This window comes from Streptomyces sp. SID3212 (assembly GCF_009865405.1).
In the GTDB taxonomy this organism is placed as follows: Bacteria; Actinomycetota; Actinomycetes; order Streptomycetales; family Streptomycetaceae; genus Streptomyces.
Map to the genome: position 1 here is coordinate 29685 of NZ_WWJY01000246.1, position 15707 is coordinate 45391.

Consider the following 15707-nt stretch of genomic DNA (forward strand, 5'->3'; position numbering starts at 1 on the left):
GAGGTACCCACCGGTGCGCTGGAGGTGGACGTTTTACCTCCTCCGGCTGGGAGCCTGTGCAGGCAGCGGAGGGGTCGGCGGTGCTGAGCGGGGCGTCGGCGTAGGGCGACGCTGCTGGGGTGCGTAGGTCGGGGCTGCGGGGAGGTGGGCCTTGTGGCGGAGGCGCCAGAGGAGGACGTCGGTCAGGGAGCCGGCCGTGGTGAGTTCGCGGTTGTCTACAGCCCTGTGGAGGAGGGCGACGGGGTCGTGGCCGGCCTGGGCCGCTTCCTTGAGGGTGGCGGCCAGGGCCGGCCAGTTGGGTTCGGCCTGGATGCGGGCGGCCTCTGTCGGGAGGACAGCGCGGATCACTTCCGCCGCGTGGTGCTGGGCCGGGGCGGGGAGGGACTGGCCGGTGGCGCGCATCGCGGTGAGGGGTGCGCTCGCGGCGGCCTGGTAGGCCGCGCGGAGGTGGGTGGCGGTCTGGCGGGAGGCGGCTGCCTGCTGGGCGTGGTCGCGGGCGGCGTGCCAGTGGGCTGCCATCACGGCGGCTGTGATCAGGATGCTCAGGAGCATGGCCGCCGCCGCGCCGTCCTCGCCCTTACCGAGGGCTGGGCCGGACTGGACGAGATCTCGGGCGGCCCTGCGGAAAGCTTGGTTGTGGTAGTTGCCGGCCTGAATGTGGGAGCGGGTAGCGCGTTCGAAGTCGCGCGCCGCCGCTTGGAGTTCGGCGCGGGTATTGGCTGGGCTGGTCTGCGCGAGGGCGTCGAGGACTTCGCCCACGCCGACGAGCTGGTCGGCTGCGGATTCGTTGTCGTCCTGGGCCAGCGATCGGAGGGCGTCCGCTGCGGCTGTGGTTGCGGTGCGACGGGCTCGGGCTGGTTCGGTGGTTCCTTCGGAGGGCGGCGCGGCGTCGGCGGCCAGGCGCTGCCGGATGCGGGGGAGGGACAGGTCGGGGGCGAGCTTCGAGCCGGAGAACCAGATGGGCTTGCCGTCGCGGTTGCGGTCGCCGGGCAGGGCGACGCTGAAGCCGGTGATGTCGCCGGAGGGGGCCACACGCTTGGTGATCCGGACGCCCTGTGCGGTGAGACGGCGGAAGAACTGCTCCTCGGTGGACGCCCCCGCCAGGGCGCGGCGGACGGCGTCGCGGAGTTGGTCCCGGGCGGGGCGGTCCAAGCCGCGGCGATCGGCTTTGCGAAGCTCGGCGCTGGTGGCGCGTTTCGCTGCTGTGCCGTCGCCCGGGTGGAGTTCACGCAGGCCGAAGTCCCTCTCGATGGCTCAGGCTTCGGCCTGGACGGCCTTCCGGTCGAAGTTCCGGCGGGCGGTGCGGCCGTCCTCGCGGACGAGGGTGGCGGCGATGTGGATGTGGTCGGGCGCATGGCGTACGGCGACCCACCGGCAGGCCTTCGGATCGCCTTCGGGAGCGATGCCGGCGGCGTGCACGACGCGGCGGGCGACGGCGGCCCACTCGTCGTCGGTCAGGGGACGGTCATCGGCGGCGGTGCGGACGGAGCAGTGCCAGATCGTCGTCTTCGGGCGCTGCTCGCGGGGGAGGGACTTGACCGGGAGGTCGAGTTGGCGGGCGAGTTTCGTGATCGCCTCGCGGCTGGCCGTAGGACCGGGGTCGGGGGCGAAGTCGTTCCAGGAGGCGACCATGTGCTGGTCGGTGTGTTCGTTGGCCTTGCCGGGTCCGTAGAGGTACGTGATCAGACCGTACGTGCCGCCGGTGCCTGCGGTGATCTTGGGTATCACGGCGGCTACCGCCAGTGGAGGGCGGCCGTATCCACGTCGTCCAAGGCCATGTGGATGAGCCGCAGGGTGCGTTGGGCCAAGGCGTACAGAGCGTCGCTGGGGCGGAGGTGGGCCAGGACCTGGTTGAGGTTGTTGCCGACGGCGGCGAACTGGCGATTGGACTCCATGAGTTCCTCGAGCTGGCGGCGGGTGTCGGCGATGGCCGCCCTGGGATCGGCGGTCCGCGCGGCGAGGAGCGCGGCGACGGCGGCGTATCCGCCTGGCTTCAGGTGGCAGACGCGCGCTGCGGCTATGAGGTCGGCCCATTCGCCGTCGCTGAAGCAGGGGTGCGTGCGGTTCCGGCGGGGAGCGGTCATCCGTAGGCGGTGGTGGCGGGTGATTTCGGCGGCCGGGGGTGGATTTGCTGCGCGGGAGCGGTTCGGTGGTGCGGATTCGGCGTGGGGAACGGCCAGCACGGCCGTATCGGCGCGCTGTACGGCGTAGGAGACGTGTTCCAGCAGGAGGCTGGCCGGTTCGGCGTTCGGCGTGCCGCCGGAATTGAGGTGGTGGGCGAAGCCGTTGAGTCGGCTGCCGATGGCGGCGAGGGCGTTGTTGGCGTTGATCAGGTCTTCGAGGCGTCGGCGTTCCTCGCCGATGCTGGTACGTCGCTCAGTCCGGGAGTACGCGACTGTTGCAGCCGCCGTGAAGCCGCCGGGCATGAGGCCGCACTGCCCGGCGGCCTTGGTGATCTCGCTCCATTCGGCGTCGCTGAAGCACGGGTTGTCGCGATGGCGGCGCGGTACGGCGAGACGTCGTCGGTGGTGCTGCGCTACTGCGTGGGCGACGGTGCTGGTCGGGGCGTCGGGCAGGTCGGATTCTGTGCGGACAGCGTCGTCGTACGTCCCACTCGGCACCCCTGGGCCGAGAGTGGCCGTCGCTGACCGCCCCCTGGCGACGGCGTCGGAGCTGCCCGCCACCCCTGGGGCGGGCAGAACCCCGGGATGACTCATCCCGGGACAACTTGCTCCGCCGCACGGTGGGCTGTTGCGGCTGTCGGGGGACGTGCGTGCGCCGTCGGGGACAGGGTGCGTGGAGGTGGCCGGGTTGTGGTTGCTGGCGGGGTTCGACATGGCGGACTCCGTGACTGTGGGCGGCTCCGGGGCGTTGGGAGGGTCGGCGGTAGGGGCGCTCGGGGGCTGGTTGCGCCGGATCTACGTGTACCCCCACCGCCTTCGTCGGCTCAGCCCTTGGGTGACGCAGTTTGGTCTTGGGCGAGCTGGGCGAGAGCTTGGGCGATGCGGTCGTCGCCGGCGGACAGCCCGGCTGCCTGGATCGCCTCGCGGGCGGCGCCGCGGGTTATCTGGCCAGATTGGCCGTGGACGCTGGCGATGACGGCGGCCAGTTCGTCGATGGAAGCGTCGGCTCGGCGGCCGGGGCGACCGGTGCTGGTCCGCGTGCCTGAACGGCTAGGCCCGGTACGGCTTGTGGGCGCTTTCCGGCCGGAGGTTTCGGCGACCGGGGCCGCCGGAGGTACGGCCGGGCGAGAAGTTGTCCGTTCGGCGGCCGTAATGCTGTCCGGAGCGGGCGGTGCCACGCTCGGCGTTCCGGCTGTCGCCGATTCCGGCCGCTGCGTGCGGCCGTGGCGGGTGACCAGGATGTGGAGGTGGGTGGCGCCGCCCAAGGCCATCGGGGCGATCGTCGAGAGGACGGCGACGGTGTGGTTGCCGAGGACGAGGACGTGGGTGCCCGGGGAGTTGAGGCGTACTGAGTGCAGGGAGTTGGCCCACAGGCTGGCGGTGGTGGCGGCGCCGAAGAGGGTCCAGGCGTACAGGCGGGCGCTACGGGGAGCGTCGCGGAGCAGCAGGATCGCGCGGACGCCGTACGCGATGAAGCCGTCGATCACGATGGGGAAGAGGTAGCTCAGGTCGGGGCGGACGTGGGTGGCCAGGGCGACTTGGCGCAGTGAGTCGAAGGACAGCACGCATCCGCAGGTGCCGAGCAGGAGGATCACGAGGCGGTCGAAAGGGAGCGGCCGGTGGCGCGTCCGGTCCGGTATCGGCGCGGGGCGGTCGGGCAGGGGCGGGGTGGACGTGGGCATGCGAAGCTCCAGGCATGGGGGTGGGTGGCGCGGCGCGCGCGTCAGCGCGGGCAGGCGGCATCACCCGGTGGGTCGGGGGAGGGGCGCGCGTCAGGACCGGGACGGGTGCGGAGCGGCGGCAGCCGCGAAAGACGAGGTCAGGCTCTCGCGCCGGCCAGCGGGCCGGGTTGGCGGTCGCTGAGGGTGGCGCGGACCAGGGCGCGGCCTCGCGTAGCGGTACGGGCGCGCTCGTCGACGGCGTCCGGCGGTGCGGTGTCCGCGCCTGCGCAGGTTCGGCAGGTGCCCTCGTGCTGCGTCGGGCGCGCACATGCCGAGCACTCGTACTGGCGGGGCCGCGGCGATGCGACGGCCGGTTCGACAGCCGGGGGCAGCTTGCGGGTCAGGCGGTCGCGCAGGAAGGCCGACGCGCTGTGGACGCGTTCGGGCAGGCCGCCCAGCAGTGCGAACGAGAGGTCGCGGGAGCCGAGGCCGCGCTCCAGCCAGAGTGCTACGAGAGGTGCGAGCGTCATCGCCTCTGCCGCGCCGAGGCGTAGGCGGGGCTCCGCCGAGGTCACCCTGTGGAGCACCGCTGCCGCCTCGGCGAGTGCCGGGCTCGGGGGTGCGGGCGGAGTCTCCCGCCGCCCGCCCGGGGCCACCCGCTGGGCGGGGAGGGTGGGTTCTTTCCTACGGTCCTTTACGGGGTGGGCGCCACGGTCATCGGCGGCCAATCGACCGGGGCCTGGGAATACGGCACCCGGCGCCACCTGGGCGGCGGACGCGTATGCGGTGTGCGGGGTGTCGTACACGTGGGCCTGGCTGACGAAGGTGCCGTCCGGCTGACGTACGGGGTTGGAGGCGCAGTTCATACGGCCCGGCACTCTCCGCGTCGAGTGGCAGCTCTACGAGCTGGACGGGGGCGAGTTCCACCGGTGCCCGCCCAAGGACGACTCCTACCGGACCATCGACACCCCGGACTTCCTGTCCGGGCTGCTCTCCCGGCACGTCGCCGCCAAGCGGCCCGAGCCGTGCGCCTGCCACGGGCTCCGGTACGCCTTCAACGGCTACAGCGCCGCCAACGGCGCAGCTCGTCGGCCGGGTGCGAAGGTCGTCGATGTGGCCCGCAAGGCCGGGGTCTCCGCCGGGACCGTCTCCAACGTCCTCAACCGGCCCGATAGCGTTTCGGAGGACAGGCGGCTCAGGGTGGAGGCCGCCATCGCCGAGCTGGGGTACATCCGCAACGCTAGCTCGGGGGAACTCGCGCCCCACTGGCGCCGCAGTGGCTTCGCCTCGTGGCTCTTCCATCCGGCCACCACCGGCTCCTACCCGACCCGCGCCCCCTACGACGCCCACCCCGTCCCCCTGCTCGCCGAGCCCTGGCCCGGCATCCCGGCTCGGGGTAGGGGCGCAGCCCAGCGCGCCCAGGTCTGCTGGGTGCCGATCGCGCCCGGCCTGACGCCCCACGGCCTCCGGCACACCCACCGGACGATCATGGAGGAGGCCGGCACCCCGCCCAAGCTCATGGACGAGCGCCTCGGCCATGAGGACGGCTCCGTCCAGGCCCGCTACTCCCACGTCACCCCGCGCATGCGCGCTCGGCTCATGGACGCACTCACCGAGCAGTGGGAAGAGGCCCTGGAAGTACGTCGCACAATGAGCCCCGCCTCTCCAGTCGCGGCGCTCGACGCGCTCCTCAGAGCGAGGGAAAGACCAGGCCAGAGGGCGGAAGAAGAGAGGCCCCGATCAAGATCTTCTCCCAATTTTCTCCCAAAGCCGCCCCGGAACGCCGTGAGGGGCGGTCTTCCGATTCGGAAGGCCGCCCCTCACCTGCGTGTTTCACCGTCGGGGTGGCGGGATTTGAACCCACGACCTCTTCGTCCCGAACGAAGCGCGCTGCCAAGCTGCGCTACACCCCGATGTCGTCCGTGTGGCGGCGACATCGATTACTTTAGCCCACCGCTGGCCTAGGACGAAATCCGGTTTTGGGGAGGCGGGGAGCTGTCAGGGGTGGGGGGTCAGGGTGACCAGGGTGGCCTCCGGGGGGCAGGCGAAGCGGACCGGGGTGTAGCGGTTCGTGCCGCAGCCCGCTGATACGTGGAGGTACGAGGTGTGGCCGCCCGAGCGGTGGGTCGAGAGGCCCTTCACGCGGTCCGTGTCCAGGTCGCAGTTGGTGACCAGGGCGCCGTAGAAGGGGATGCACAGCTGGCCGCCGTGGGTGTGGCCCGCCAGGATCAGGGGGTAGCCGTCGGCCGTGAAGGCGTCCAGGCTGCGGAGGTACGGGGCGTGGACGACGCCGATCGAGAGGTCCGCGTCCGGGTCCGGGCCGCCGGCGACCTGTTCGTACCTGTCCCGCTTGATGTGGGGGTCGTCCAGGCCCGTGAACGCGATCTCGTAGCCGTCGATCTTGAGCCGGCCCCGGGTGTTGGTGAGGCCCTCCCAGCCCGCCGCGTCGAAGGCGTCCCGCATCGGCTCCCACGGGTTGCGCACCGCGGCCGGAGCCGGGGCGTTGCCGTTGAGGCCGTGGCGGCCCTGGGCCTTCTCGAAGAGGTAGCGGGCCGGGTTGCGGAGCTTCGGGCCGTAGTAGTCGTTCGAGCCGAAGACGTAGACGCCGGGGAACTCCATCAGCGGGCCCAGCGCGTCCAGCAGCTCCGGTACGCCCTCCGGGTCCGACAGGTTGTCGCCGGTGTTCACGACGAAGTCCGGGCGCAGGCCCGCGAGCGCCTGGAGCCAGTGCCGTTTCTTGCGCTGTCCGCTCACCATGTGGATGTCGGACACCTGGAGGAAGCGAAGATCACGCATGCCCCGCGGCAGTACCGGGACGGTGACCCTCCGCAACCGGAACGAGCGGGTTTCGATACCTGCCGCGTAGGCGATTCCGGCCGCGCCGACTGCCGCGATTCCCAGGGGTACTCCGTAACGTGCGCGCATGGTCCCATCGTCTCAGACGTTGTATTGGTGTTTGTACGACCCGGGGAGGAGACCCGGGGAGGAGGCGGGGAGGAGGCCCGTAATCCCCGGGCGGGTTTCGTGGCGTACCTGTCACACTTGTACCCATGACCAGCCTCAAGTCCAAGCTCAAGGAAGACCTCACCGCCTCCATCCGGGCCCGTGACGAGCTGCGCTCCGCCACGCTCCGGCTGACCCTCACCGCCATCACCAAGGAGGAGGTCTCGGGTACGACCGCCCGCGAGCTCTCCGACGACGAGGTGCAGAAGGTGATCGCCAGGGAGGCGAAGAAGCGCCGTGAGGCCGCCGAGGCGTTCACGCAGGGCGGGCGTACGGAGCAGGCCGAGCGGGAGAAGGCGGAGGGCGTGCTCCTCGACGCGTACCTGCCCCAGCAGCTGTCCGACGACGAGCTCGGCGGGATCGTCGCCCAGGCCGTCGGCGAGGCCCGTGCGGCGGGTGCCGAGGGGCCGCGCGCGATGGGGGCCGTCATGAAGATCGTGAACCCGAAGGTCGCCGGCCGCGCCGAGGGCGGCCGGGTCGCCGCCCTGGTCAAGCAGCACCTCGCCGCCGGCTGAGGCGAGTCGTACAAGCGAGCGTGGGGGTGACCCTCGTACGCAGCAGGGCGCCCGGACCGTTGACGTCGTACGTCACCGGACCGGGCGCCCTGTCGTATCAACCGCGGGAAGCCCTTACGGGCCGTTCCCCCCGCCGTCCTGGCCGTTCCCTTCCCCGCCGTTCCCGTTCCCGCCGCTCAGCAGCCCCGGCCGCACCGAGAAGTCCGGGAAGGGGTTGTCGCCACCGCGCCCGCCGTTCCCGCCGTCTCCGCCGTTGCCACCGTTGTCGCCGTTCCCCCCGTTGTCACCGTTCCCGCCGTCCGTCTGGCCCGCCGTGTCACCGGGCTTCGCGTCGCCCGCCGGCTTCTCCTTCGGCGGATCCGGGATGTCGACCTCGGTGAACGGGGGAGCCTCGTGCCCGGCCAGCGCGCCGGTCATGGCGTCCTTCCAGATCGGCCCCGGCACCTGGCCACCGAAGACCTTCGCCTGGTACGCCCCGCCGATGGTGATGTCCACCATCTTCCGCTTGTGCTGCGGGTCACCGACCCACACCGCACCCGACATGTTCGGCGTGTAGCCCACGAACCAGGCCGCGTAGCGGAAGTCCGTCGTACCGGTCTTGCCCGCGCTCGGACGCTGCGGCCCGAGGCCCGCCTCCGTACCGGTACCGTCCTCCACCACGCCCTTGAGCAGTGTGTTTATGGTGTCGGCGGTCTTCTCGGACATCGCCCGGTTGCACGTGGACTTCGGCACGGGCAGCTGCTTCTTGCCGGGCCCGGTGATCGACTCGATCGCGATCGGCGTGCAGTACATGCCGCGGCTGGCGAACGTCGCGTACGCCGACGCCATGGTCAGCGGCGACATCTCCTGCGTGCCCAGGGTGATCGAGGGCACCTGCTGGATCCGGTTGCCGTCGGCCCGCTTGACGCCCATCTTGGTGGCCATGTCCGTCACCGGGCACACGCCGATCTTGCTGATCAGCTCCACGTAGTAGGTGTTGACCGACTTGGCGGTCGCTTCCTTCATCCCGTACGGGCCGTGCTCCGACTCGTTCTCGTTCTCGACCGGGACGTCCTTGTCGCTCCACAGGCCGTCGCAGGTCTGGACCGGGGTCGGGTACGTCATCTGGTACGGCGACGGGAACTGCTGCGTCGCCGGAATGCCCTGCTCCAGCGCCGCCGCCGCGACGATCGGCTTGAACGTCGACCCCGGCTGGTAACCGGCGCCGCCACCCATGTTCTGGTTCACGGACAGGTTGATCTGCGTCTCGTTCTTCCCGAAGCCGTACGGCCTCGACTGGCCCATGGCCAGGATCTTGCCGCTGCCCGGCTCGACGATCGACAGGGCCGTCGCGACCGGGTCGCTCTTGTAGACGTGGTCCTTGATCGACGCCTGCGCCGACTTCTGCGCCTGCGGGTCCAGCGTCGTACGGATCGTCAGGCCGCCCTGGTTCCAGACCTTGGCCCGCTCCTCGCGCGTCTTGCCGAAGACCGGGTCGGTGAGGAAGACCTCGCGGACGTAGTCGCAGAAGAAGCCCGCGCCGTCGACGGCGGTGATGCAGCCGTTCTTGGGCTTGCTGACCTTGAGCTTGATCGGCTCGGCGCCGGCCTTGTCCGCCTCCGCCTGCGAGACGGCGCCGACGTCGGCCATCCGCTGGAGAACGGTGTTACGGCGTTTCTGCGCCTCCGCCGGGTCGTTGACCGGGTCGTAGCGCGTCGGCGACTGGACGATGCCCGCCAGCATCGCGGCCTGGCCGAGGGTCAGGTTCTTCGCCGACGTGGAGAAGTACCGCTGCGACGCGGCCTCGACGCCGTACGCCTGCTGACCGAAGAAGGTGATGTTCAGATAGTTCTCAAGGATCTTCTTCTTGCCCAGCTCCTCCTCGACCTGGATCGCGTACTTCAGCTCCTGGATCTTGCGGCCCAGCGTCTGCTGCGTGGCCTGCTTGAACTTCGTCGCGTCGTCGCCGGCCTCCTCGACGAACACGTTCTTCACGTACTGCTGCGTCAGCGTCGAGGCGCCCTCGGACACCCCGCCCGACTGCGCGTTGCGATTGGCCGCGCGGAGCACGCCCTTGAGGTCGATCGCCCCGTGCTCGTAGAAGCGCGAGTCCTCGATCGCGACGATCGCCTTCTGCATGAAGGGGGAGATGTCCTTGAGCGGCACGACCGTGCGGTCACGCGAGTAGACCGTGGCGATCTGACCGCCCTTGGCGTCCAGGATCTCGGTGCGCTGGCTCAGCGGCGGCGTCTTGAGATTGGCGGGGATCTCGTCGAATCCCTCGACGGTTCCCTTCGCGGCGAGTCCCAGCGCGCCGAACGCCGGCAAGGCGATTCCCGCCAGCACCGCTCCCGCGAGCACACTGACACCGAGGAATTTGGCGGCCTGCTGGGTCCCGGTCAGACCCCCGCCCGAGCGCTTTTTTGGCATGGGGGCAGCCTACGTTCTCATTCGCCGGACACGCGTCAAGGCTCTGGCCTAAGCTGTACCCAACTGTCACAGCAGTGGGGTTGCGCATCAAGCCCTCGATGTGAACTTCCCGTGAACCCGAAACGCGGGGAGCCACGCCTGTATTGACTGCTTCTGCCCCTGAACGTCCGTTGTGACTCACCCTTCTTGCCCCACTTTGCCGGGTTCATGAGTGATGTCCATCGCTCACTCCCCTGGGTGATCTGTCACGCACGCATAGTCCGTTCGGACCATTCAAGATTGGGCCCGAAGGGGGTGTTGCGCTGTGCCCGCCTTCCGTAACGTCCTCAACTGGCAGCGGTGAATATGCCGCTACCGCCGTGGGGGAGCCTCGATTCGGGAGAGGACGGCGCCGGAATGGGCTGGGTAACCGACTGGAGTGCGCAGGCAGCATGCCGCACTACCGATCCGGATGAATTGTTCGTGCAGGGTGCAGCGCAGAACAGGGCCAAGGCGGTGTGCACCGGATGCCCGGTGCGGACCGAGTGCCTGGCTGACGCGCTGGACAACCGCGTCGAATTCGGCGTGTGGGGCGGGATGACCGAGCGGGAGCGCCGCGCACTGCTGCGCAGGCGTCCCACCGTCACGTCGTGGCGAAGATTGCTCGAAACCGCGCGTACGGAGTACGAGCGCAGCGCGGGCCTCCTGCCCGTGGGCTTGGAGGACGACGAGACGTACGAGACGTACGCGGCCGCGGGCTAGCCGCGGACGGTACGACCAACCCGCGGGCCAGGTACCCAGGCAGAAGAGGTACGCCCCGCGGGCCGGCACCGCACGGTCCTGGTGTGCGCCTGCACGTGCGCGGCCGTACGGCTCGGTAGTGGCGGCTCGATCAGCCGCGCCGCCGAGCGCGTCCTCGCAGGTCAGGTCGTACTACGACCGGCCGCGAGGTGATCACCGATGGCCCTGAGCCCGGCGAGGTCATGAACGTCGCCGGGCAGGGCGGCCACCTCGGCCACCGCGACTTCCGGATGCAGAGCGGTGAAGCGGTCGCGCGTACGCCGTTCGCGCGCGAGCACCTGCATCCGTTCCGCGTGCAGACGCAGCAAACCAGCGGTCAGCTGTTCCACAGTTGTGACACTTGTGACAGAAGGTGTGACGGAATCCGCCTCTGGGGCGGGCGCAGTTGTGGACGAGTCGGACGCGGGGGACTCGGGCTCGGGCACCGCCTCGGAGGCTCGGGGAGAAGAGCCCGCCGCGGCTTCGGCGCCACGAGAAGGAGCATTCCCGGGCTCCTGATCCACAATGCCGCCCTCTTCAAGATTTTCCGCGGCGGCCAGGGCCCGCTCGGCCGAGAGCCGCGCCGCGCCGCTGCCATGGACCCGGTTGAGTACGAGACCCGCCAGCGGCATCTCCTCGGCGGCCAGCCTCTGGACGAAGTACGCCGCCTCGCGCAGCGCGTCCCGCTCCGGCGCCGCGACCACCAGGAAGGCCGTGCCGGGCGCCTGGAGGAGCCGGTACGTCGCCTCCGCCCGGGTGCGCAGCCCGCCGAACATCGAGTCCATCGCGGTGACGAACATCTGTACGTCACCGAGGAACTGGCCGCCCAGCACCTTCCCGATCGTGCCGGTCATCATCGACATGCCGACGTTCAGGAACTTCATCCCGGCCCGGCCGCCGACCTTGGCCGGCGCCATCAGCAACCGGATGAACTTCCCGTCCAGGAAGGACCCGAGCCGCTTCGGCGCGTCCAGGAAGTCCAGCGCGGAGCGCGAGGGCGGGGTGTCGACGACGATCAGGTCCCAGGAGTCACGCGCCCGCAACTGCCCCAGCTTCTCCATCGCCATGTACTCCTGCGTGCCCGCGAATCCGGCCGACAGGGACTGGTAGAAGGGGTTGTCCAGGATGGCGCGCGCCCGGTCGCGGTCCGCGTGCGCCTCGACGATCTCGTCGAACGTCCGCTTCATGTCGAGCATCATGGCGTGCAGTTCGCCGGGACCCTCGACGCCCTTCACCTGGCGCGGGGTGTTGTCGAGCGAGTCGATGCCCATGGACTGGGCCAGCCGGCGGGCCGGGTCGATCGTGAGCACGACCACCTTCCGGCCGCGCTCCGCCGCCCGTACGCCGAGGGCCGCGGCGGTGGTCGTCTTGCCGACCCCGCCGGAGCCGCAGCACACGATGATGCGGGTGTCCGGGTCGTCCAGCAGGGGATCGATCTCCAGGGGGGCGGCCGCCGCGTCGAGCGCGGAGGTGCGGGCGGAGGTCGCCGACGACCGGGGGGTGGGCTGGGTCCGGGTCATGCGAAGGCCTTCCCGAGTTGCCGTAGCTCCCCCGCCAGCCGGTAGAGACCGGCGAGGTCCATCCCCTCACCGATCAGGGGGAGTTCGTACGTGGGCAGGCCCAGCTTCGCCAGGGCGGCCCGCTGCTCGCGCTCCAGCTCCACCCGCTGCGCGTGCTCCGCCGCCTGGTCGAGGAGGGGGCCCACCAGCTTCGTGGGGGCGCTGACCCCCGCCGTACCGAGCGCCCTGGCGACCTCCTTGCGGCGGTCCCCGGACGCGGCGCGGACGGCGGCCTCGTCGAGGAGGTGGGGCCGTACCTGGTTCACGATCACCTTGCCGACCGGCAGGTCCACGGCCCGCAGCTCGGAGATGCCGTCCACGGTCTCCTGGACCGGCATCTCCTCCAGCAGCGTCACCAGATGCACGGCCGTCCCCGGCGACTTGAGGACCCGCATCACCGCCTGCGCCTGATTGTGTATGGGGCCGATCTTCGCCAGCCCCGCCACCTCGTCGTTCACGTTCAGGAAGCGCGTGATGCGCCCGGTGGGCGGCGCGTCCATCACCACGTAGTCGTAGGCGAAACGTCCCTGCCTGTCCCTGCGCCGGACCGCCTCGCAGGCCTTGCCGGTCAGCAGGACGTCCCTGACGCCGGGGGCGATGGTCGTCGCGAAGTCGATCGCGCCGATCTTCTTCAGCGCCCGCCCGGCGCCGCCGAGCTTGTAGAACATCTGGAGATAGTCCAGGAGGGCACGCTCGGCGTCGATCGCCAGCGCGTACACCTCCCCGCCGCCCGAGGCGACGGCGATCTTGCGTTCCTCGTACGGAAGAGCCTCCGTCTCGAAGAGCTGTGCGATGCCCTGCCTGCCCTCGACCTCGACGAGGAGGGTGCGCTTGCCCTCCGTCGCGAGGGCGAGCGCGAGGGCGGCGGCGACCGTCGTCTTACCGGTGCCGCCCTTGCCGCTGACGACCTGGAGCCTGCTCACGTATTCGAGCCTAACCAGTAAGGCCGCAGGCTACGCACGAGGCTGCCCGTGGGTACGGATACGGCGCCGTCCGCCGTACGGATACAGTCGCCCCCATGACCAAGTGGGAATACGCGACCGTGCCCCTTCTCGTGCACGCGACCAAGCAGATCCTGGACACCTGGGGCGAGGACGGCTGGGAGCTAGTCCAGGTCGTCCCGGGGCCGAACAACCCCGAGCAGCTCGTCGCCTACCTGAAGCGGGAGCGGGCCGCATGAGCGGATCGGACAGCGCCGCCGCCGGGACGGTGGAGGCCGCCCTCGCCGGACTGGGCCTGACCCTCCCCGAGGTCGTCGCCCCGCTGGCGTCGTACCGGCCCGCGGTACGGACGGGCCTGTACGTCTACACGTCGGGCCAGCTCCCGATGGTGGAGGGCAAGCTTCCGCTCACCGGCAAGGTCGGGGCGGAGGTCACGCCGGAGGAGGCGAAGGACCTCGCGCGTACGTGCGCCCTGAACGCCCTGGCCGCCGTGAAGTCGGTCACCGGCGACCTGGACCGCATCGCGCGTGTGGTGAAGGTGACGGGGTTCGTGGCCTCGGCCGCGGACTTCACGGGGCAGCCGGCCGTCGTCAACGGCGCCAGCGAGCTGCTGGGCCAGGTACTGGGCGACAAGGGCGTGCACGCGCGCAGCGCGGTGGGCGTGGCGGTCCTGCCGCTGGACGCCCCGGTCGAGGTCGAGATCCTGGTGGAGCTGACGGAGGACTGAGCGGGCGGGCCGGCGGGGACCGGCCCCCCGGCCTGGTCCGGCGGGCCCTCCCGCGAGGCCCCGGTCCGTACCGCCGGGCCCTACGCCTCTCGAACATCGTCCGCTCAGCGCATAGCATCCGGCCATGCCCAATGGTCAGTGGTACCCGCCCGAGTGGCCCGAGCGGATCCGTGCCCTCGCCGCCGGTGAGATTACGGCGGTGACGCCACGGCGCGCGGCGACCGTGATGCTGCTGCGTGACGACCCCGCCGAGGCGAGCGCGGCGACGGCGAGCGTGGCGATGGCCGGCTCGGCAGAGGCGAGCGTGGCGACGGCGGGTCTCGGATCCGCCGGGGCGGGCCCCGGCGGCGGGCCCGAGGTCCACATGTTGCGCCGGCAGGCGTCGATGGCCTTCGCGGCCGGTGCGTACGTCTACCCCGGCGGCGGCGTGGACCCCCGCGACGACGACCGGCCGGTCGGCTGGGCCGGCCCCGGCCGGGACGTCTGGGCCCACCGCCTCGGCGTCGACGCGGCCTCCGCGCAGGCGATCGTCTGCGCGGCGGTCCGCGAGACGTTCGAAGAGGCGGGCGTCCTGCTCGCGGGCGAGACGCCGGAGACCGTCGTCGGCGACACCACGGGCGACGACTGGGAGGCCGACCGTGCCGCGCTCGTCCGCCACGAGCTGTCCTTCGCGGACCTGCTCGACCGCCGCGGCCTGGTGCTGCGCAGCGATCTGCTCGGCGCGTGGGCGCGCTGGATCACCCCGGAGTTCGAGCCGCGCCGGTACGACACCTGGTTCTTCGTGGCCGCGCTGCCGACCGGCCAGCGCACCAGGAACGCGTCCACGGAGGCCGACCGTACGGTGTGGATCAGGCCGGGCGCGGCGATCGAGGCGTACGACAAGGGCGACCTGCTGATGATGCCCCCGACCGTCTCGACCCTGCGGGCGCTCACGTCGTACGGCACGGCCGCCGCGGCGCTCGACACGGCGGCCGACCGCGATCTGACGCCCGTACTGGCGACCGCGCGGCTGGTGGACGGGGAACTGGTGCTCAGCTGGCCGGGGCACGACGAATTCACCAAGCGCGTGGATCCGGCCGAGGGAGGGACACGATGACGGACGCCGCCGCTCTGCCCGGTCAGCCGCGCGGCGGGACGCTCTCAGGACCCGCGACCGCCCGCGCCGTCAACGTCCTCGCGCCGAACGCCTCCGCCATGACCCTCGACGGCACCAACACCTGGATCGTCTCCGAACCGGACTCCGACCTCGCGGTGGTCATCGACCCCGGCCCCCTCGACGACCTCCACCTCAAGGCGGTCGTCGACATCGCCGAGCAGGCCGGCAAACGGGTCGCGCTGACCCTGCTCACCCACGGCCACCCGGACCACGCCGAAGGCGCGGCGCGCTTCGCCCAGCTGACCCGTACCCACGTCAGAGCCCTCGACCCCGCGCTGCGCCTCGGCGACGAAGGACTGGCGGCGGGCAACGTGATCACCACCGGCGGTCTGGAGCTACGGGTCGTCCCGACCCCCGGTCACACCGGCGACTCGCTCTGCTTCCACCTGCCCGCCGACCGGGCCGTGCTGACGGGCGACACGATTCTCGGCCGGGGCACCACGGTCGTCGCGCATCCGGACGGCCGGCTCGGCGACTACCTCGACTCGCTGCGCCGCCTGCGCTCGCTGACGGTGGACGACGGGGTCCGTACGGTGCTGCCGGGCCACGGTCCCGTACTGGACGACGCCCAGGGCGCGGTCGAGTTCTACCTCGCCCACCGCGCGAGCCGGCTGGCCCAGGTCGAGACGGCGGTCGAGAACGGCTTCCGTACGCCGTCGGAGGTGGTGGAGCAGGTCTACGCGGCCGTGGACAGGTCGCTCTGGCCGGCGGCGGAGCTGTCCGTACGGGCGCAGCTGGAGTACTTGCGCGAGCACGGTCTGATCAGCTGACCGTTTGATCGTTCGGTCCGGACATGCCACCGTCCGGGCGCCTGTACGGCGGCCCGGACGGTTTCCGTCCTACGGATACGGCGG

15 protein-coding genes and 1 tRNA gene are annotated in these 15707 nt (G+C 71.1%); 6 read left to right on the forward strand and 10 right to left on the reverse strand.

Going from position 1 to position 15707, the window contains the following annotated elements; translation table 11 throughout:
• Positions 1 to 33 precede the first annotated feature (33 nt).
• The 7 genes from GT042_RS07425 to GT042_RS07460 form a co-directional block, all read right to left on the reverse strand.
• Positions 34 to 1152 (reverse strand): hypothetical protein, encoded by a 1119-nt coding sequence (locus GT042_RS07425; protein WP_237530549.1) that lies wholly within the window; start codon positions 1150 to 1152, stop codon positions 34 to 36.
• Between the two features lie 102 nt (positions 1153 to 1254).
• Positions 1255 to 1728 carry a hypothetical protein gene (locus GT042_RS38800; RefSeq protein WP_237530550.1) on the reverse strand — a complete coding sequence of 158 codons (474 nt, stop codon included), beginning with the start codon at positions 1726 to 1728 and terminating at the stop codon, positions 1255 to 1257.
• 5 nt (positions 1729 to 1733) lie between these two features.
• A complete protein-coding gene (locus tag GT042_RS07430) occupies positions 1734 to 2621 on the reverse strand; it encodes a hypothetical protein (RefSeq protein ID WP_161307911.1) in 888 nt (295 codons plus the stop codon).
• 326 nt (positions 2622 to 2947) lie between these two features.
• Entirely contained in the window at positions 2948 to 3805 is an 858-nt protein-coding gene (locus tag GT042_RS07435) for a DUF2637 domain-containing protein (RefSeq protein ID WP_161307912.1), read from the reverse strand.
• 137 nt (positions 3806 to 3942) lie between these two features.
• Entirely contained in the window at positions 3943 to 4314 is a 372-nt protein-coding gene (locus tag GT042_RS07440) for a hypothetical protein (protein WP_161307913.1), read from the reverse strand.
• A 1309-nt stretch (positions 4315 to 5623) separates the two neighbouring features.
• Positions 5624 to 5697 (reverse strand) — tRNA-Pro (locus tag GT042_RS07455).
• Between the two features lie 85 nt (positions 5698 to 5782).
• Positions 5783 to 6709: a metallophosphoesterase gene (locus tag GT042_RS07460; protein ID WP_161307914.1), complete on the reverse strand. Its 927-nt coding sequence runs from the start codon at positions 6707 to 6709 to the stop codon at positions 5783 to 5785.
• Positions 6710 to 6834: 125 nt separating this feature from the next.
• On the opposite strand from GT042_RS07460, the gene GT042_RS07465 reads away from it, so the two are divergent.
• The gene (locus GT042_RS07465; protein WP_161307915.1) at positions 6835 to 7302 is read left to right on the forward strand and encodes a GatB/YqeY domain-containing protein; all 468 of its coding nucleotides are present in this window, start codon (positions 6835 to 6837) and stop codon (positions 7300 to 7302) included.
• A gap of 114 nt (positions 7303 to 7416) precedes the next feature.
• Here the strand turns inward: GT042_RS07465 and GT042_RS07470 are convergent, their stop codons facing one another.
• The gene (locus tag GT042_RS07470; protein ID WP_161307916.1) at positions 7417 to 9711 is read right to left on the reverse strand and encodes a transglycosylase domain-containing protein; all 2295 of its coding nucleotides are present in this window, start codon (positions 9709 to 9711) and stop codon (positions 7417 to 7419) included.
• Between the two features lie 396 nt (positions 9712 to 10107).
• Here GT042_RS07470 and GT042_RS07480 point away from each other — a divergent pair, with 396 nt between their 5' ends.
• Positions 10108 to 10452 carry a WhiB family transcriptional regulator gene (locus tag GT042_RS07480; RefSeq protein ID WP_202532472.1) on the forward strand — a complete coding sequence of 115 codons (345 nt, stop codon included), beginning with the start codon at positions 10108 to 10110 and terminating at the stop codon, positions 10450 to 10452.
• A 161-nt stretch (positions 10453 to 10613) separates the two neighbouring features.
• On the opposite strand, the gene GT042_RS07485 is transcribed toward GT042_RS07480, so the two are convergent.
• Positions 10614 to 11990 (reverse strand): ArsA family ATPase, encoded by a 1377-nt coding sequence (locus GT042_RS07485; protein ID WP_161307917.1) that lies wholly within the window; start codon positions 11988 to 11990, stop codon positions 10614 to 10616.
• Positions 11987 to 12952: an ArsA-related P-loop ATPase gene (locus tag GT042_RS07490; protein ID WP_161307918.1), complete on the reverse strand. Its 966-nt coding sequence runs from the start codon at positions 12950 to 12952 to the stop codon at positions 11987 to 11989. The genes GT042_RS07485 and GT042_RS07490 overlap by 4 nt, the downstream gene beginning before the upstream one ends.
• A gap of 95 nt (positions 12953 to 13047) precedes the next feature.
• On the opposite strand from GT042_RS07490, the gene GT042_RS07495 reads away from it, so the two are divergent.
• From GT042_RS07495 to GT042_RS07510, 4 genes are all read left to right on the forward strand, one after another.
• The gene (locus tag GT042_RS07495) at positions 13048 to 13209 is read left to right on the forward strand and encodes a DUF4177 domain-containing protein (protein ID WP_107018142.1); all 162 of its coding nucleotides are present in this window, start codon (positions 13048 to 13050) and stop codon (positions 13207 to 13209) included.
• Entirely contained in the window at positions 13206 to 13697 is a 492-nt protein-coding gene (locus GT042_RS07500) for a RidA family protein (RefSeq protein ID WP_161307919.1), read from the forward strand. The genes GT042_RS07495 and GT042_RS07500 overlap by 4 nt, the downstream gene beginning before the upstream one ends.
• A 124-nt stretch (positions 13698 to 13821) precedes the next feature.
• A complete protein-coding gene (locus GT042_RS07505; protein WP_161307920.1) occupies positions 13822 to 14793 on the forward strand; it encodes an NUDIX hydrolase in 972 nt (323 codons plus the stop codon).
• Positions 14790 to 15623, forward strand: coding sequence for an MBL fold metallo-hydrolase (locus GT042_RS07510; protein WP_161307921.1), 834 nt, complete (start codon positions 14790 to 14792; stop codon positions 15621 to 15623). Before GT042_RS07505 ends, GT042_RS07510 begins: the two co-directional genes overlap by 4 nt.
• Positions 15624 to 15707: the final 84 nt, after the last annotated feature.

Bases quoted from the DNA above. Each gene is read 5' to 3' on its own strand.
- GT042_RS07435 (WP_161307912.1), bottom strand. From the start codon at position 3,805: ATGCCCACGTCCACCCCGCCCCTGCCCGACCGCCCCGCGCCGATACCG.
- GT042_RS07510 (WP_161307921.1), top strand. From the start codon at position 14,790: ATGACGGACGCCGCCGCTCTGCCCGGTCAGCCGCGCGGCGGGACGCTC.
- GT042_RS07500 (WP_161307919.1), top strand. From the start codon at position 13,206: ATGAGCGGATCGGACAGCGCCGCCGCCGGGACGGTGGAGGCCGCCCTC.
- GT042_RS07480 (WP_202532472.1), top strand. From the start codon at position 10,108: ATGGGCTGGGTAACCGACTGGAGTGCGCAGGCAGCATGCCGCACTACC.
- GT042_RS07495 (WP_107018142.1), top strand. From the start codon at position 13,048: ATGACCAAGTGGGAATACGCGACCGTGCCCCTTCTCGTGCACGCGACC.
- GT042_RS07460 (WP_161307914.1), bottom strand. From the start codon at position 6,709: ATGCGCGCACGTTACGGAGTACCCCTGGGAATCGCGGCAGTCGGCGCG.
- GT042_RS07505 (WP_161307920.1), top strand. From the start codon at position 13,822: ATGCCCAATGGTCAGTGGTACCCGCCCGAGTGGCCCGAGCGGATCCGT.
- GT042_RS07465 (WP_161307915.1), top strand. From the start codon at position 6,835: ATGACCAGCCTCAAGTCCAAGCTCAAGGAAGACCTCACCGCCTCCATC.
- GT042_RS07485 (WP_161307917.1), bottom strand. From the start codon at position 11,990: ATGACCCGGACCCAGCCCACCCCCCGGTCGTCGGCGACCTCCGCCCGC.
- GT042_RS07470 (WP_161307916.1), bottom strand. From the start codon at position 9,711: ATGCCAAAAAAGCGCTCGGGCGGGGGTCTGACCGGGACCCAGCAGGCC.
- GT042_RS07440 (WP_161307913.1), bottom strand. From the start codon at position 4,314: ATGACGCTCGCACCTCTCGTAGCACTCTGGCTGGAGCGCGGCCTCGGC.